Here is a 15,169-nt window from a genome sequence, read left to right as displayed (position 1 = left end):
GCATGGAACGCATCCCTATTTTGCAGATGGGCGAGTTCCTGCTCGTGACCATCCAGGTGGACATGCACGACCAACTCGCGCTGACCCTGCAGGACGACCTGTCCGAGCGCATCAGCCGTACCTCCGCCCGCGGTGTGCTGATCGATATCTCGGCGCTGGACATGGTCGACTCGTTCATCGGACGCATGATCGGCACCATCTCCGGCCTGTCGCGCATCATGGATGCCCAGACGGTATTGGTCGGCATGCAACCCGCCGTAGCCATTACGCTGGTGGAACTGGGCATGACCCTGCCTGGCGTGGCGACGGCGTTGAATGTCGAGCGCGGCATGAAACTGCTGCGCGACCGGGTAGAACACTCATGACCCAAGCCAGCAATGGCACCCACCCGGTGCTGATCGAACAGGACGTCGTGCTGGCTCGACAACTCGTACGCAAACTGGCCCAGGATTGCGGCATGCGCCTGATCGACCTGACCAAGCTGGTCACGGCGGTCAGCGAGTTGGCGCGCAACACAGTGGTCTATGGCAAGGGTGGCTACATGGACTGGGCGGTGGTCGAAAAAGACCACCGACCCGGCCTGCGCCTGACCTTTCGCGATGAAGGCCCGGGCATTCCCGACCTGAAACTGGCAATGACCGACGGCTGGACCTCCGGCAGCGGCCTGGGCCTGGGGCTCACCGGGGCCAAGCGCCTGGTGGATGAATTTGAACTGGAGACCGCGCCAGGCCAGGGCACCCGCGTGACGATCACCCGATGGGCCTGAACATTCCCAGTGCCTTGACGCATGTGCTGCTGATTGAAGACACCAGCCAGGTCGGCCACGCCCGCCGCACGGCGCAGCAACTCGCCGAGCAGTTGGGCTTCGACGACACCGATGCCGGGCGCGTGGCCCTGGTGGCCACCGAACTGGCCAGCAATGTCCTCAAGCATGCCGAACATGGCCAACTGCACCTGCGCACCACCGGTAATGGCGGCCTCGAACTGATCGCCATCGACCGTGGCCAAGGCTTCGACCTGAACAGCTGCCTGGTGGACGGTTACTCTACCGGGGGCACCCAAGGCATTGGCCTGGGTGCGATTTCGCGCCTGGCCCAGGTATTCGATGCCTACGCCAATCCACGCGGAACGGCGATCCTGGCCAGGCTGTATCCACGCGGCTCAGTGGCAAAGGACATTCGCTACGGGGTCAGCCAGCACTCACTGCATGATGATCCGCATTGCGGCGATGCCTGGCACCTGGCAATCGAACCCGGTGGTTTCAGTGTGATGGTGGCCGATGGACTGGGCCATGGCGAATATGCCGAGCAAGCCGCCCGGGCAGGTGAGGTGGTATTTGCCCAGAATGCCTTCCTGGATTCGACGGTGCTGATGAACGATCTGCACATTGCCATGAACGGCACCCGCGGTGGCGCCCTCGCCGTGGCCCAATACGATGCCCAGGCCGATAACCTGAGGTTTACCGGCGTGGGCAATATTGGCGCCAGCCTGATCGGGCCGGAAAAGTCCCGTGGCCTGGCCTCCCATCCCGGGATCGTCGGCGTGCAGTTTCGCAAGGCACATGCCTTCGACTACGCTCAAGTGGGCGGCCAGTTGCTGATCCTCTACAGCGACGGCCTGCAGTCACGCTGGAACCTGTCGGACTACCCCGGGCTCGTCCACCGCCACCCTGCCCTGATCGCCGCCGTCCTGCACCGTGACTTCTGTCGCGGCCGGGATGACGTCACGGTCTTCGTGATTGCCCTGGAGGCCATTGATGGCTGACACCCCTGCCGCGCTCGCCGCTGAAATCCAACGCCTTCGCCTGGAGGCGGACGCCCTGCGTTCCGAGCTGGACGAAACCAACCAGGGCGTGCTGGCACTGTATGCCGAACTGGACACCCAGGCCGACCAACTGCGCCAGGCGTCGGACCTCAAGAGCCGCTTCCTGTCCTACATGAGCCATGAGTTCCGCACACCGCTGGGCTCGATCCTGAGCATCACCAGCCTGCTGGCCGATGAGCTGGATGGCCCGTTGAGCGAGGAACAGCACACCCAGGTCGGCTTCATTCGCAACTCGGCCCGCGAACTGCGCGAGATGGTCGATGACCTGTTGGACCTGGCGAAGATCGAGGCCGGACGTATCAGCATTTCCCCGGCCTGGTTCGATATGTTCGACCTGTTCTCGGCGTTGCGCGGCATGTTCCGGCCGATTGTCGATGCGTCCTCGGTGGACCTGATCTTCGAAGAGCCCTCCGGCTTGCCCAAGCTCTACACCGATGACAAGAAACTGGCGCAGATCCTGCGCAACTTTATCTCCAACGCGCTGAAGTTCACCGCGCAGGGCGAAGTGCGGGTGTCGGCGCGCATGGAGAATGAACACGAGATACGCTTTGCGGTGCAGGACACCGGCCTGGGTATACCGGGTGAATTGCACAGCAATCTGTTCGAAGACTTTTCCCAGATCGATTCGCCGTTGCAAAAGCGCCTGCGCGGCACCGGCCTGGGCCTGTCCTTGTGCAAGCGTTTCGCCGAACTGCTCGGTGGCCGGGTAGGCGTGGAAAGCACACCCGGTGTGGGCTCGCTGTTTTTTGTGGTCATTCCCTTTTCCATCGCCAGCGAGACCGTCGATGAAACGTGACATACAACTGCTGATCGTCGACGACAACGCTGCCACGCGCTATGCCCTGCGCCGACGCCTGGAGCGCCATCATTACCTGGTACTGGAAGCCGGCACGGGCCAGGAAGGGCTCGACCTGATCGCGAGGGGCAAGATCGACGCACTGATCCTGGACGTCAACCTGCCGGACATGAGCGGCTTCGACATCGTGCGTGGTTTGCGTGCCAACCCGGCCACGGCCTTGCTGCCGGTGGTGCACGTTTCGGCGGCGTCCATCGAGACCGGCGACATCATCACCGGCCTGGACGCAGGCGCCGATGCCTACCTGATCCACCCGGTAGACCCCGAGGTGCTCCTGGCGACCCTGCGCACCTTGCTGCGGGTACGCGACACCGAATACGCACTGCGCGAAAGCGAGGCGCGCTTCCGGGAAATCTTCTTCAATATCAGCGCACCGATTGCGGTGATGGACGCGCAGTTGAAGGTTCACGAGTGCAACCACGCCTTCGCCCAACTGATCCACGACAACCTCAACCCGGACGCCCTGCTCGAATGCTTCGCCAGCGATCAATACAGCGTCATCCAGGAGCTGTGCCTGCGCCTCGCGGCGGGTGAACGCTGGAAGGGCACGCTGCAGATGAAGGTCGATGGGCAACTGCGCGAAACCGAATGGCAGATTTCGCCCTATGACCGCGCCGAATTGAGCCTGGTGTTTGTCGAGGACGTGACCGAACACCGCCATCGTGAACGCCACCAACAGGCCGAGCTGGCCAACGCCGCCACCCAGTTGGCACGTACGGAAGCGCAACTGCTCCAGGCCCAGAAAATGGATGCCTTGGGCAAGCTCACCGGCGGTATCGCCCACGACTTCAACAACCTGCTGACGGGCATCATCACCAGCCTGGAACTGATCAAGAAGCGTATCGAAAGCCAGCGCACCGACAAGGTCCTGGGTTATGCCGACGCGGCGCTCAGTTCAGCCCTGAGCGCCGCCGGCCTGACCAACCGTCTGCTCGCCTTCGCCCGCCAGCAGCCGCTGGACACCCGGCCGACCGATATCAACGCACATATCCGCTCGCTGGAAGAGTTGCTGGTGCGCACCATCGGCGAACACATTGCCCTGAAACTGGAGCTGACCACCAACCCCGCCGTGGCGATGGTGGACCCGATCCAACTGGAAAGTGCGGTACTGAACCTGGTGATCAACGCGCGGGATGCACTGCCCCAGGGCGGGATTATCTGGGTGACGACTTACCCGTCGTATTCCAACGGCAACCTCAAGCTGGAAGATGGCCCGTACGTTGCACTGTCGGTACGGGACAACGGTGTGGGCATCGAGCACAGCGTGATCGATAAGGTGTTCGACCCCTTCTTCACCACCAAACCCGTCGGCCAGGGCACCGGCCTGGGTCTGTCGACCATCTATGGCTTTGCCCGCCAGTCCGGCGGTGATGCACAGATTCGCAGCGTGACCCGCCAGGGCACCGAGGTGACCCTCATGCTCCCCGCCGCCGACGGCCCCGCCACCTTTGCCACCAAGACCGTGGCGGTGCCGGGCAACAGCAAGGGCGAACACATACTGATCGTGGAAGACATGCCCTCGGTCCGCAGTTTTGTCGCCGAGGTACTGGCGGATGCCGGCTACCGCTGCAGCCTGGCGGCCGATGGTGACGAAGCCATCGTCATCCTGAAAGCCAATGCGGGCATCGACCTGCTGCTGACGGATGTCGGCTTGCCGTACATGACTGGCCGGGAGCTGGCCGACCACGCGCGAGCCCTGAACCCCAACCTGCCGATCCTGTTCATGACCGGCTACGCCGAGAATGCGGCCAACCGCCAGAACTTCCTGGGCGAACGCATGGACCTGATCACCAAGCCTTTTCATATCGATGAGCTGCTGGAAAAGATCAGGCAGGGCGTAGGGGAGCAGGGCTAGGCGCCGATAGACCGGGACACCTAACAGGGCAGGAAGCCTATCTGCTGGCGGAAGGCGGCAGCGATCCGGTGCTGGAACGCACGCGTGCCCGGGCCTCAGAAATTTTCACCGTAAAACTGCGCAGTATCACTCAATTGATCGAGCCGCGAACCTGTCAGGAATGACAGTACCGCTGGTCTTGCGACGCGTTGACGGGTGGCCGCTTCGGGACTTTGCTTAGGCATACCGCTACCGGCAATGTGTCGGCGTACAGCGGGAGACATGGGTTTGCGAGGATACGAAGAATGAGCGGAAGACAAAACGGTACGGTGAAGTGGTTCAACAGCGAAAAAGGGTATGGGTTCATTACTCCGGAGAGCGGGCCTGACCTTTTCGTTCATTTCAGAGCGATTCAGGGGGATGGATACAAAGAATTGAAAGAGGGGCAGAAAGTCACTTTCGTAGCCGTGCAAGGTCAGAAGGGCATGCAGGCGGATGAAGTGGCCGTGCAGGTCTGATCCCCTTCGGATCAACGTTTGAGGCCCTCACTGAAGTCGCTATGTTGCACTGAAAAAGGAGAACGGCCATGCCCTGTAAAGCTCCGCGGACTGCAATCACCACCAGCAGCGAGACAGCGACCTACGATGACCAGGATATCTTCTTCCACAGCCCGTCCTTCGCCAGGGGAGGCCAGTTGCTACGCGAAGGGCAAACCGTGACCTACGAGTTGAGAAGAAGAAGCGACGGTGTGCTGGAGGCATTCAACATTCGCGTTGAGGAAGAACCCAGTACGCATTAGTGCAGCCTACGGCGTGCCATGAACCGCGTTCGCGGCACGCCTTTCACTCTTTCCTCCCCCGTACGGCCAACGCCCCACCTGCGCACGGACTGCTGCCTCGTCATGCAGTGCGTGCCAGAGCGTCGCATCGATAGCACTGATGATTACTATCGAAACGAGCGCCTGCCCGATTTTCAACACTGATTCCTATAATCGCCTCCAGATCCCCTCCCCCTCGCCTGACTGCAGGCGTCGTTCACCCTGGAACCCAACACCATGCCAAGTGCCAGCCAAGCCCCCAGCGGCCTCCCCGAACATAATCAACAGAGCGTCAAACAGCAGTGGCTGGCGATTCTCTCGGTCGCCGTCGGTGCCTTCGCCCTGGTCACCAGTGAGTTTCTCCCGGTGGGCGTGCTCAACGACGTCGCTGCCGACCTCGGCATCAGTGCCGGCCACGCCGGTCTGATGGTGACCCTGCCCGGCATCATGGCGGCCCTCGCCGCCCCATTGCTGTCGGTGATCATTGGCGCCATGGACCGCCGCTACCTGCTGATCGGCCTGACGCTGATCATGATCATTGCCAACATGGTCGTGGCGTTCGCCAGTGACTTCAGCCTGCTGCTGTTCGGCCGCGTCTTGCTGGGCATCAGTATCGGCGGCTTCTGGGCGACGGCCATCGCCCTCAGCGGCCGCCTGGCGCCCAAGGGTGTGGACGTCGCCAAGGCCACCTCGATCATCATGATGGGCGTGACCCTGGCCACCGTACTGGGCGTGCCGGTCGGTACCTGGCTCAGTGGCTTGATGGGTTGGCGCATGACGTTCCTGGTCACCGCGCTGGTGGGTATCCCGGTGTTGTTGGCGCAGGTCCTCCTGCTGCCCCGGCTGGACCCGGAGAAAGCCATTCTCGTGCGCGACCTGCCCGCCTTGTTCATCAACCCACGGGCTCGGGTCGGGTTGATCGCGGTATTGCTGATCGGGTTGGCACACTTTGCTGCGTACACCTATGTCGCACCGTTCTTTAAATACAGCTCCGGTTTCGACGGCCCAACGATTGGTTCACTGTTGCTGCTCTTTGGCGTGGCTGGGGTATTCGGAAATATTTTTGCCGGTTTTGCCGCCAACCGCAGCGTACGCCACACCTTGATGCTGGTTGCACTGATGATCGGCACCAGCACCGCCCTTTTCCCTTACTTCGCCACCGGCATGACCGGCGCAGCGATGCTGATCGGCCTGTGGGGCTTTGCCTTCGGCGCCTTCCCGGCCTGTGCAAGTATCTGGATGTTCGTGGTCGCGCCCAAGGATGTCGAACGCGGCATGCCGCTGTTCGTCGCCTTGTTCCAGGTGATCATTGCCCTGGGTTCGTTCTTTGGCGGGCGGATCGTCGACCAGATGGGCAGCTCGGTGTTGTTGAGCCTGGCCACGGCCTTGGTCGGCGTCGGTTTTATGACCGTGCTGGTGCTGGGGCGGAATGTAAGCAATAGCCTGGCGGCCCAACCCGCCTGAGCGAAGAGTGCCCACCCAAAAAGCCTGCTGAGCCTTAAGCCCAGCAGGCTTTTTTATTTTCAATGTCGCAACGACCGTCACAGCGATGGAAAAGCCTGGTAATGAGAATTCGCACAATGAATCTTGTGCCCCCGGGCACCTGGGCTAGCCTGAAAAAGTCGCCGCCGTGGCGACAGACTGCCAAGGAGGTTATATGCCAGCTAGATATCGTGATGCGGTCACAGGGGAGTACGTGACAGAGGCTGAGGCAAAGAAGAGGCCTAGGGAGACGGTGAAGGAGACGGATAAAAAGCCGCCGTCAAAGCCCAAGGGCAAGAAGCAGGGTCACGCTTGAAGGCTTGCTGGCTACAGCGAAGGAACGATTACATTCCAAAATGAAAAAGCCCCGTAGCTTACTCGGCTACGGGGCTTTTTCTATGTAATGGCGGAGAGATAGGGATTCGAACCCTAGGTACCGGTGAAGGTACAACGGATTTCGAATCCGTCCCATTCGGCCACTCTGGCATCTCTCCAACGGCGCGCATCATAACAGCATGATTCGTGGATGCAAAGCGCCGAAGCGATTTTTTTCCGTGCTATCAGATGCTTGCGTCGATTAAAGCGGTACGCCGAGACGATTGGCGACTTCTTCGTAGGCTTCGATCACGTCACCGAGGCCCTGGCGGAAGCGGTCTTTGTCCATCTTCTTCTTGGTGTCCTTGTCCCACAGGCGGCAGCCGTCCGGACTGAATTCGTCGCCCAGGACGATGGAGCCGTCGTGGAACACGCCGAACTCGAGCTTGAAGTCCACCAGCAGCAGGCCGGCGTCGTCGAACAGCTTGCTCAGCACGTCGTTGACCTTGAGGGACAGCTCCTTCATGCGCGCCAGTTGCTCAGCGGTACCCCAGCCGAATGCCACGACGTGGGATTCGTTGATGAACGGGTCGCCCTTGGCGTCGTCCTTCAGGAACAGTTCGAAGGTGTACGGATTGAGCTTGAGGCCCTCTTCAACGCCCAGGCGCTTGACCAGGCTGCCGGCGGCGTAGTTACGCACGACGCATTCAACCGGGATCATGTCGAGCTTCTTGACCAGGCACTCGTTGTCGCCCAGCAGTTTGTCGAATTGGGTCGGGATGCCGGCCGCTTCGAGCTTCTGCATGATGAAGGCGTTGAACTTGTTGTTCACCATGCCTTTGCGATCAAGTTGTTCGATGCGTTTGCCGTCGAACGCCGAGGTGTCGTTGCGAAACAGCAGGATCAGGCGGTTGGCGTCGTCGGTCTTGTACACCGACTTGGCTTTGCCGCGGTAGAGTTCTTCACGTTTTTCCATGATGGGCTCCGCTTGCTAAATGGTGGGCTAGGCGATGTGTCGCCAGTCGAGCCCTGAATCTTGATCGGCCAGTTGCAGCCAGTCCGGGTCGCACCCGAGGGTGTCGACAAAACATTGCCGGGCCAGCTGCGGCAGGTTGTTCTTGCTGCTCAGGTGGGCCAGGACCAGGTGTTGCAAGTCTTGCCAGCCCAACTCATACACCAGGTACGCCGCCTGGTGGTTGTTCAAATGTCCCAGTTCGCCGCCCACCCGCTGCTTGAGGAAGTAGGGGTAATGACCACGGGCCAGCAGGTCTCGGCAATGGTTGGACTCGATCATCAAGGCATCGAGGTTCCGGTAGCCGTCCAGCACCTTGGCGCAGTAGGAGCCCAGGTCGGTCAGTACGCCGAAGCGCCGCTCACCGTCACTGAAGACATACTGCGTCGGCTCCTGGGCGTCATGCGCCACGGCAATCACGTCGATGCTCAAGGCGCCGATTTGCAACTGCTCGCCACCGGCCAGGAAACCTGCGGGTTCAATGGGTTTGCGCATCCCGCGCAAGGTGCCGCGACTGAGGTACACCGGGAGATTGTAGCGCCGAGACAGCAAACCCACGCCATGCACGTGGTCGGCATGTTCGTGGGTTACCAGAATCGCGCTCAGCTGCGCGGGGTGAACCCCCAGGCGCAGCAGGCGCCGCTCGGTTTCTTTTAACGAGAAACCACAATCCACCAGCACATACGTGTCGTCATGTGCGACCAGCGTGCCGTTCCCTTGGCTACCGCTGCCGAGAACGGCAAAACGCATCGGATCAGCCCAGGTTGTCCTGAATCACGCCCAACACTTTGCGCGCTGTTTCAGCTGGCGCAACGGTATTGATGTTCTTCTCGACGGTGACCTGCACGCTGTCGCCCACCTTGCTCAAACGAACCTGGTAACGCTCGGCGCGGGTCTCGATCTCTTCCTTGGTCGGCTTGCTGCCGAACAGTTTGCCGAAGAAACCAGGCTCGTCGTCTTTACGCTCGGCCTTTTCCGCCACGTTGATGTAGTACAGGCCCAGGCTGCGGTTGATGTCTTCAACGCGCCAAGGGCCCTGCTCCAACGCGCGGCCAACACTGGCCCATGCACGGTCGAGGTCTTCACCCAGGTTCAGCACCACGTTGCCGCTGCCGTCTTCGGTGAGGCTGACGCGGCTCGGGGTGTCGTAATCACGGGCGGCGAGCAGGGAAACCGAACCACCCTTCTCGGAGATACGGCTCATGCTGGCCAGCATCTCGTCGACCAGCGCCGAGTCGACACCGGTGTTAACCGAGCGGTTGGTGAAGTCAACGTTGGCGGTGCTGCCGGCCGGGCGCTCGGCGCTGACCACGTAGACCTCACTGGTATTGCGCTGTACGCCTGGCTCGATGCGCACACGCACGCGGGCTTCGCTGTCGGCGGCTACGCCACCGGCCTGCAAGCGCTTGGCCATGGTGGCGGACAGCTCGCTGCCCTGCTGCCATGCGGTGGTGAACTCACCGGTCTGCGGGCGCTGCTCGTCCAGGCGGAAACCGTTGTCCTGGAAGAACTGCACGGCCACCGGCCAGACTTCGGCAGGTGGGCGTTGTGCCACGATCCAGCGCGAGTCGCCGCTCTTCTGCAGGCTGTAGTCGCTGGCATCCGCCACCGCCGAGATCGGCTGTGGACGCGGCACCACGTATTCACCCTTGGTGGTGTCGTCGGCGACGTTGCGCGGGATCGGCAGCAACGGGTCAAGGCGCTTGGCGACGTTGACGCCCGGCGGCAATTCCATCGGTTTGGTGGGTTGTGCTTCCAGGTAATCGCTGCCGCGGTCACGGAAGTAGCCTTCCGGGCCCCAGATCCAACCGCAGCCACTGGTGCTGGAGATAATCAAGGCAAGTGCGGAAAGTCCGGCCAATCGCTTCATGCGTAGTGCTTCCTCAATTAAACCAGGACGCCGGACTGGCGCAGGGCCTGTCGCAGCGGTTCGTGACAGGCTTCGCTGAGACGGGTGAGCGGCAGACGTATACCGCCCGGCATCATGCCCATTTCAGTCAGTGCCCATTTCACGGGAATAGGGTTGGATTCGATAAACAGTGTCTTGTTGAGCGGCATCAGCTTCTCGTGGATCGCGCGGGCGGTCACGGCGTCGCCTGCGATGGCGGCGGCACACATTTCGCTCATGGCGCGGGGGGCCACGTTGGCGGTCACGGAGATGTTGCCCTTGCCGCCCAGCAGGATCAGCTCGACAGCGGTGGCGTCGTCACCGGAATACACCAGGAAATCGCTGCTCACGCCGGCCAGGATGTCCTTGGCGCGCTGCAGGTCACCGGTGGCTTCCTTGATACCGATGATGTTCGGCACGGTCGACAGGCGGATCACGGTCTCGGCCTTCATGTCGCACGCGGTGCGACCCGGTACGTTATAGAGGATCTGCGGGATATCGACCGCTTCGGCAATGGCGCGGAAATGCTGGTACAGGCCTTCCTGGGTCGGCTTGTTGTAGTACGGGGTCACCAGCAGGCAGGCGTCGGCGCCGGCCTTCTTGGCGTTTTTGGTCAGCTCGATGGCTTCACGCGTCGAGTTGGCGCCCGTACCGGCGATCACGGCAATACGGCCGGCAACACGCTTGACCACGAATTCGATGACCTGGATATGTTCTTCCACGTCGAGGGTAGCCGATTCACCGGTGGTGCCGACCGCCACGATGGCATTGGTGCCTTCTTGCAGGTGGAAGTCCACCAGTTTGCCCAGGCTGTCCCAGTCGAGATGACCTTGTGCATCCATGGGTGTGACCAGTGCCACCATACTGCCCGCAATCATGCAACCGCTCCTGCCGGAAAAAGAGAGCCGTAATGGTACTGGCGCCAAGATGCTTGCACAAGCGAAGTACCGCCTGAGGATGCGTTCTGCCGCAACTAAACGACGGGCAATGCCATCATTGGACGAAAGCATGCCCTGAAGCACGCTGAAATCGGACTGATCACGCAATGAAAACGCCACCTCCTATCCCTTGGCGACGGTTTTCGCTACCCTTCATCCTTTGATCGATACAGCCCACACGGTATCGACCGCTCATCGTTTTAGGAAGGCTGCATGTCCACCCCCACAGTTCGCGAACAATTCCTTGTTATCAGTGCCCTCGGCGCCAACCCCATGGAGCTGACCAACGTCCTGTGCCGCGCCAGCCATGAAAACCGCTGCGCCGTCGTGACCTCCCGCCTGACCCGCCACGGCGAGTGCAGCGCGCTGGTCCTGCAGATCTCCGGCACCTGGGATGCCCTGGCGCGCCTGGAGACCGGCCTGCCAGGCCTGGCCAAGAAGCATGACTTCACCGTCAACGTGGTGCGCAGCGCAGCCCTGGAGAATCGTCCCCAGGCCCTGCCGTATGTGGCTTACGTCAGCTCCGCCTACCGCTCGGACATCGTCAATGAGCTGTGCCAGTTCTTCATCGACCACAACGTCGAGCTGGAGAACCTGACCTGCGACACCTACCAGGCCCCGCAAACCGGCGGCACCATGCTGAACGCCACGTTTACCGTGACCCTGCCGGCCGGCGTGCAGATCAGCTGGTTGCGCGACCAGTTCCTGGATTTCGCCGATGCCTTGAACCTCGACGCCTTGATCGAGCCATGGCGCCCACAGAACCCAATGTAAGGAAGTTTTCATGGCGGTAGTCATCGACAAACCCGTAGCCGATTTCGAAGCCCAGGCCACCAGCGGCCAGACCTTCAGCCTCGCCGCCCTCAAGGGCAGGCAAGTGGTGATCTACTTCTACCCGAAGGACAGCACGCCGGGCTGCACCACCGAAGGCCAGGGCTTTCGTGATCAGTACGCAGCGTTCAAGGCGGCCAATACCGAGGTGTTTGGCGTGTCGCGTGACAACGTGAAGTCCCACGAGAACTTCAAGGGCAAACAGGAGTTTCCCTTCGAGCTGATCAGTGACAAGGATGAAGCGGTTTGCCAGCTGTTTGATGTGATCAAGTTGAAGAAGCTGTACGGCAAGGAATACCTCGGCGTGGATCGCAGCACCTTCCTGATCGACAAGGATGGCGTGCTGCGCCAGGAATGGCGTGGTGTGAAGGTGCCGGGCCATGTGGATGCCGTGCTGGCGGCGGCGCAGGCCTTGAACAAAGCCTGAGACGCAGCAGACTTTTGTATGAGCGGGCTTGTCCCGCTCACTACAGAAGCGGCGCCACGACAGGCTCCTGCCGCGGCCACGCGTCCAGCACCGCCTTGAACAGCGTTGCCAGCGGGATCGCAAAAAACACGCCCCAGAATCCCCATAACCCACCGAACAACAGCACCGCGCAGATGATCGCCACCGGGTGCAGGTTGACTGCCTCTGAGAACAACAGCGGCACCAGCACATTGCCATCCAGGGTCTGGATAATCCCGTAAACCGCCATCAGGTAGATGAACTGGTCGCTCCAGCCCCACTGGAACAAGGCGATCAAGGTCACGGGCACCGTCACCACCACGGCGCCGACGTAGGGCACTACCACCGAAATCCCCACCAGCAAGGCCAACAAGGCTGCGTAGTTCAGGTCCAGGGCGATGAAGGCGATGTAGGTCACGCCCCCGCAGATAATGATCTCGATGACCTTGCCGCGAATGTAGTTGGCGATCTGCCGGTTCATTTCCTCCGCCACCCGGGTGATCAGCGCGCGCTCGCGCGGCAGGTAGCCTCGCACCCAGCGACCGATCATGGCGCGGTCCTTGAGGAAGAAGAACACCAGGATCGGCACCAGCACCAGGTAGATCATGATGTTGACCAGCAGCGGCAGGCTGGACAGAGAAAAGGTCAGCGCCCATTGCCCGAACTTTCCGATCTCGCCGCGCGCCACTTCGATGGCTTGCAGCACCTGTTCGTCCGACACCAAATGCGGGTAGCGCTCCGGCAACAACAGCAACAGCGACTGCCACTTGGCGAGCATGCCGGGCAGTTCATTGAACAGGGTGATCAACTGATGCCATAGCAACGGCAATACCACCACGATAAACAGCACCAACAAGCTCATGAACAAGGCGAACACCAGCCCTACCGCCGCCCCACCCGGCAGGTGCAGGCGCTCTAGCGTAGTGACCAGGCCCTGCATCAGGTAAGCCAGCACCATCCCCGCCAATACCGGCGCCAGCATGCCGCCCAAGGTGAGTACGGCCGTAAAGGCCAGAAACAGCAGGACTGCCAGCACCACCGCCTCCTCATCGGAGAAGTAGCGCTGGATCCAGTCTCGTAACACTTTGAACATCAATCAACCTCGGGTGATAGGGCAAACGATTCAGGCCTTGCGCAACCAGTAACGGTACACACCGGCGGCGTCTTCTTCATGCAGCAGCGTGTGGCCGGCCAGCTTGGCAAACGTACGGAAATCACGCTGGGAGCCGGCGTCCGTAGCGATCACCTTGAGCACTGCGCCACTGCTCAGACGGTTGAGTTCCAGCTTGGCCTTGAGCAAAGGCAGCGGGCAATTGAGGCCGCTGGCATCGAGTTCGGCATCAAAGGCTACAGCGTTGGTCATGGTTTACTCCGGGCAAGCGTTGAGAGTGCTTAGAATATCTGGTCCGAAGCTCAGTGTCCGGCTACAGTAAGCTCTTTGTCGAAAGGCTCTGTGCATGACTTTTTTGCGCCCCACCCTGCTGACGCTGGCTTGCCTGCTGGCCTCCCCAGGCTTCGCCGACGACCTGCCGTCACTTGGCGACGCCAGTTCTGCCATTGTCTCGCCGCAACAGGAATACCAACTGGGCCGCGCGTGGCTGGCCTACCTGCGGGGCCAGGTCTCGCAACTCAACGACCCGCAGCTCAAGGACTACGTCGAAACCAGCGTGTACAAGCTGGTGGAGACCAGCCAGGTCAATGACCGGCGGCTGGAATTCATCCTGATCAACAGCCCGCAACTGAACGCTTTTGCCGCACCGGGTGGCATCGTCGGGGTCAACGGCGGCCTGTTCCTCAACGCCCAGACCGAAGGGGAATATGCCTCGGTACTGGCTCACGAACTGGCGCATTTGTCCCAACGCCACTTCGCCCGTGGCGTTGAAGCGCAACAGCGCATGCAGATTCCGATGATGGCCGCCCTGCTCGGCGGCATCATTGCTGCTGCGGCGGGTGCAGGCGATGCAGGCATTGCCGCGATTGCCGGCACCCAGGCCGCGGCGATCCAGGAACAACGTCGGTTCTCTCGCCAGAACGAACAAGAGGCAGACCGTATCGGCATCCTCAACCTGGAAAAAGCCGGATATGACCCGCGCTCCATGCCGACCATGTTCGAACGCCTGATGCGCCAATACCGCTTCGACGCCAAACCGCCGGAGTTCCTGTTGACGCACCCGGTCACCGAATCGCGGATCGCCGACACCCGCAACCGCGCCGAGCAATCCAAGCCTGGCGGCAAGGAAGACAGCCTGCGTTATCAGCTCATCCGCGCGCGGGTGCAATTGCAATACGAAGACACCCCTGGCCTCGCCGCCAAGCGTTTCCAGGCGCAGTTGGACGAAAACCCGAAGAACGATGTGGCGCGCTACGGCTTGGCTATCGCCCAGATCAAAGGCTCCCAATTCAAGCAGGCTCGGGAAAACCTCTCGCCGCTGCTGGCCAAGGCGCCCAACGACATCACCTACAACCTGGCGCAGATCCAGCTGGACATCGACAACAGCCGCCTGCCGGATGCCCAGCAACGCACGGATCGGATGCTCACCCAGTACCCAGGCAACTATCCGTTGAATCAGGTGCGCGTGGACCTGCTGCTCAAGCAGAACCGCACGGCGGATGCAGAAAAGGCACTGGACGGTTTGCTCAAGTCTCGCCCGGATGACCCGGACGTGTGGTACCAGGTCGCTGAGACACGCGGTTTGTCGGGCAACATCATCGGTTTGCATCAGGCCCGCGCCGAGTACTTTGCGCTGGTCGGTGATTTCCAGCAGGCCATCCAGCAATTGGATTTTGCCAAGCGTCGCGCCGGCAGCAACTTCCCGCTGTCGTCGCGCATCGATGCACGCCAGCGTGAGTTGATCGAACAGGAACGCCTGGTCAAAGGGATGATGAGCTAAACCGATCAGGCACAAAAAAGCCCCGCCCTCGTTAAA

At 61.2% G+C, this 15,169-nt stretch carries 18 protein-coding genes and 1 tRNA gene; 12 read left to right on the top strand and 7 right to left on the bottom strand.

Annotated features, from left to right (window positions below; all coding sequences use genetic code 11):
* Positions 1-2 precede the first annotated feature (2 nt).
* The 9 genes from AC3WP7_RS19500 (at position 3) to AC3WP7_RS19460 (ending at position 7,129) form a co-directional block, all read left to right on the top strand.
* Positions 3-365: an STAS domain-containing protein gene (locus tag AC3WP7_RS19500; protein WP_017254285.1), complete on the top strand. Its 363-nt coding sequence runs from the start codon at positions 3-5 to the stop codon at positions 363-365.
* Entirely contained in the window at positions 362-766 is a 405-nt protein-coding gene (locus AC3WP7_RS19495; protein WP_071488948.1) for an ATP-binding protein, read from the top strand. The genes AC3WP7_RS19500 and AC3WP7_RS19495 overlap by 4 nt, the downstream gene beginning before the upstream one ends.
* The gene (locus tag AC3WP7_RS19490; RefSeq protein ID WP_102592618.1) at positions 757-1,764 is read left to right on the top strand and encodes an ATP-binding protein; all 1,008 of its coding nucleotides are present in this window, start codon (positions 757-759) and stop codon (positions 1,762-1,764) included. Before AC3WP7_RS19495 ends, AC3WP7_RS19490 begins: the two co-directional genes overlap by 10 nt.
* Positions 1,757-2,620, top strand: a complete 864-nt coding sequence (locus tag AC3WP7_RS19485; RefSeq protein ID WP_071488947.1) for a sensor histidine kinase — start codon at positions 1,757-1,759, stop codon at positions 2,618-2,620. Before AC3WP7_RS19490 ends, AC3WP7_RS19485 begins: the two co-directional genes overlap by 8 nt.
* Positions 2,610-4,535, top strand: coding sequence for a response regulator (locus AC3WP7_RS19480; protein ID WP_102592617.1), 1,926 nt, complete (start codon positions 2,610-2,612; stop codon positions 4,533-4,535). The genes AC3WP7_RS19485 and AC3WP7_RS19480 overlap by 11 nt, the downstream gene beginning before the upstream one ends.
* 284 nt (positions 4,536-4,819) lie before the next feature.
* Positions 4,820-5,032 (top strand): cold-shock protein, encoded by a 213-nt coding sequence (locus AC3WP7_RS19475; RefSeq protein WP_092247236.1) that lies wholly within the window; start codon positions 4,820-4,822, stop codon positions 5,030-5,032.
* Positions 5,033-5,100: 68 nt separating this feature from the next.
* Positions 5,101-5,313 carry a cold-shock protein gene (locus AC3WP7_RS19470; RefSeq protein ID WP_092247232.1) on the top strand — a complete coding sequence of 71 codons (213 nt, stop codon included), beginning with the start codon at positions 5,101-5,103 and terminating at the stop codon, positions 5,311-5,313.
* A 255-nt stretch (positions 5,314-5,568) separates the two neighbouring features.
* Positions 5,569-6,795, top strand: coding sequence for an MFS transporter (locus AC3WP7_RS19465; RefSeq protein WP_071488945.1), 1,227 nt, complete (start codon positions 5,569-5,571; stop codon positions 6,793-6,795).
* Between the two features lie 193 nt (positions 6,796-6,988).
* Positions 6,989-7,129 (top strand): multidrug transporter, encoded by a 141-nt coding sequence (locus AC3WP7_RS19460; protein WP_102592616.1) that lies wholly within the window; start codon positions 6,989-6,991, stop codon positions 7,127-7,129.
* A gap of 88 nt (positions 7,130-7,217) precedes the next feature.
* Here the strand turns inward: AC3WP7_RS19460 and AC3WP7_RS19455 are convergent.
* From AC3WP7_RS19455 to dapA, 5 genes are all read right to left on the bottom strand, one after another.
* Positions 7,218-7,307 (bottom strand) — tRNA-Ser (locus AC3WP7_RS19455).
* A gap of 83 nt (positions 7,308-7,390) precedes the next feature.
* Entirely contained in the window at positions 7,391-8,104 is a 714-nt protein-coding gene (purC, locus tag AC3WP7_RS19450) for a phosphoribosylaminoimidazolesuccinocarboxamide synthase (protein WP_010212191.1), read from the bottom strand.
* Positions 8,105-8,131: 27 nt separating this feature from the next.
* Complete coding sequence (locus tag AC3WP7_RS19445; protein ID WP_012722776.1) at positions 8,132-8,890, bottom strand: MBL fold metallo-hydrolase; 759 nt, start codon at positions 8,888-8,890, stop codon at positions 8,132-8,134.
* Between the two features lie 4 nt (positions 8,891-8,894).
* Complete coding sequence (gene bamC / locus AC3WP7_RS19440; RefSeq protein WP_058425138.1) at positions 8,895-10,010, bottom strand: NlpB/DapX family lipoprotein; 1,116 nt, start codon at positions 10,008-10,010, stop codon at positions 8,895-8,897.
* Between the two features lie 17 nt (positions 10,011-10,027).
* Positions 10,028-10,906, bottom strand: a complete 879-nt coding sequence (gene dapA / locus AC3WP7_RS19435; protein ID WP_092247226.1) for a 4-hydroxy-tetrahydrodipicolinate synthase — start codon at positions 10,904-10,906, stop codon at positions 10,028-10,030.
* Positions 10,907-11,179: 273 nt separating this feature from the next.
* Between dapA and AC3WP7_RS19430 the strand changes: the two genes are divergently transcribed.
* Both AC3WP7_RS19430 and AC3WP7_RS19425 read left to right on the top strand, forming a co-directional pair.
* Positions 11,180-11,740 carry a glycine cleavage system transcriptional repressor gene (locus tag AC3WP7_RS19430; protein WP_003172487.1) on the top strand — a complete coding sequence of 187 codons (561 nt, stop codon included), beginning with the start codon at positions 11,180-11,182 and terminating at the stop codon, positions 11,738-11,740.
* Between the two features lie 10 nt (positions 11,741-11,750).
* Positions 11,751-12,224 (top strand): peroxiredoxin, encoded by a 474-nt coding sequence (locus AC3WP7_RS19425; protein ID WP_102592615.1) that lies wholly within the window; start codon positions 11,751-11,753, stop codon positions 12,222-12,224.
* A 40-nt stretch (positions 12,225-12,264) separates the two neighbouring features.
* On the opposite strand, the gene AC3WP7_RS19420 is transcribed toward AC3WP7_RS19425, so the two are convergent.
* Positions 12,265-13,335, bottom strand: a complete 1,071-nt coding sequence (locus tag AC3WP7_RS19420; protein WP_092247223.1) for an AI-2E family transporter — start codon at positions 13,333-13,335, stop codon at positions 12,265-12,267.
* 30 nt (positions 13,336-13,365) lie between these two features.
* Entirely contained in the window at positions 13,366-13,605 is a 240-nt protein-coding gene (locus tag AC3WP7_RS19415; protein WP_092247220.1) for a sulfurtransferase TusA family protein, read from the bottom strand.
* A gap of 94 nt (positions 13,606-13,699) precedes the next feature.
* On the opposite strand from AC3WP7_RS19415, the gene AC3WP7_RS19410 reads away from it, so the two are divergent.
* Positions 13,700-15,133: a M48 family metalloprotease gene (locus AC3WP7_RS19410; protein WP_092247216.1), complete on the top strand. Its 1,434-nt coding sequence runs from the start codon at positions 13,700-13,702 to the stop codon at positions 15,131-15,133.
* The last annotated feature ends 36 nt before the right edge of the window (positions 15,134-15,169 follow it).

Source organism: Pseudomonas sp. FW305-3-2-15-C-LB1 (genome assembly GCF_058787615.1).
This window is presented reverse-complemented; position numbering and strand designations above follow the sequence as displayed.

Bases quoted from the DNA above. Each gene is read 5' to 3' on its own strand.
- AC3WP7_RS19500 (WP_017254285.1), top strand. From the start codon at position 3: ATGGAACGCATCCCTATTTTGCAGATGGGCGAGTTCCTGCTCGTGACC.
- AC3WP7_RS19495 (WP_071488948.1), top strand. From the start codon at position 362: ATGACCCAAGCCAGCAATGGCACCCACCCGGTGCTGATCGAACAGGAC.
- AC3WP7_RS19490 (WP_102592618.1), top strand. From the start codon at position 757: ATGGGCCTGAACATTCCCAGTGCCTTGACGCATGTGCTGCTGATTGAA.
- AC3WP7_RS19485 (WP_071488947.1), top strand. From the start codon at position 1,757: ATGGCTGACACCCCTGCCGCGCTCGCCGCTGAAATCCAACGCCTTCGC.
- AC3WP7_RS19480 (WP_102592617.1), top strand. From the start codon at position 2,610: ATGAAACGTGACATACAACTGCTGATCGTCGACGACAACGCTGCCACG.
- AC3WP7_RS19475 (WP_092247236.1), top strand. From the start codon at position 4,820: ATGAGCGGAAGACAAAACGGTACGGTGAAGTGGTTCAACAGCGAAAAA.
- AC3WP7_RS19470 (WP_092247232.1), top strand. From the start codon at position 5,101: ATGCCCTGTAAAGCTCCGCGGACTGCAATCACCACCAGCAGCGAGACA.
- AC3WP7_RS19465 (WP_071488945.1), top strand. From the start codon at position 5,569: ATGCCAAGTGCCAGCCAAGCCCCCAGCGGCCTCCCCGAACATAATCAA.
- AC3WP7_RS19460 (WP_102592616.1), top strand. From the start codon at position 6,989: ATGCCAGCTAGATATCGTGATGCGGTCACAGGGGAGTACGTGACAGAG.
- purC (WP_010212191.1), bottom strand. From the start codon at position 8,104: ATGGAAAAACGTGAAGAACTCTACCGCGGCAAAGCCAAGTCGGTGTAC.
- AC3WP7_RS19445 (WP_012722776.1), bottom strand. From the start codon at position 8,890: ATGCGTTTTGCCGTTCTCGGCAGCGGTAGCCAAGGGAACGGCACGCTG.
- bamC (WP_058425138.1), bottom strand. From the start codon at position 10,010: ATGAAGCGATTGGCCGGACTTTCCGCACTTGCCTTGATTATCTCCAGC.
- dapA (WP_092247226.1), bottom strand. From the start codon at position 10,906: ATGATTGCGGGCAGTATGGTGGCACTGGTCACACCCATGGATGCACAA.
- AC3WP7_RS19430 (WP_003172487.1), top strand. From the start codon at position 11,180: ATGTCCACCCCCACAGTTCGCGAACAATTCCTTGTTATCAGTGCCCTC.
- AC3WP7_RS19425 (WP_102592615.1), top strand. From the start codon at position 11,751: ATGGCGGTAGTCATCGACAAACCCGTAGCCGATTTCGAAGCCCAGGCC.
- AC3WP7_RS19420 (WP_092247223.1), bottom strand. From the start codon at position 13,335: ATGTTCAAAGTGTTACGAGACTGGATCCAGCGCTACTTCTCCGATGAG.
- AC3WP7_RS19415 (WP_092247220.1), bottom strand. From the start codon at position 13,605: ATGACCAACGCTGTAGCCTTTGATGCCGAACTCGATGCCAGCGGCCTC.
- AC3WP7_RS19410 (WP_092247216.1), top strand. From the start codon at position 13,700: ATGACTTTTTTGCGCCCCACCCTGCTGACGCTGGCTTGCCTGCTGGCC.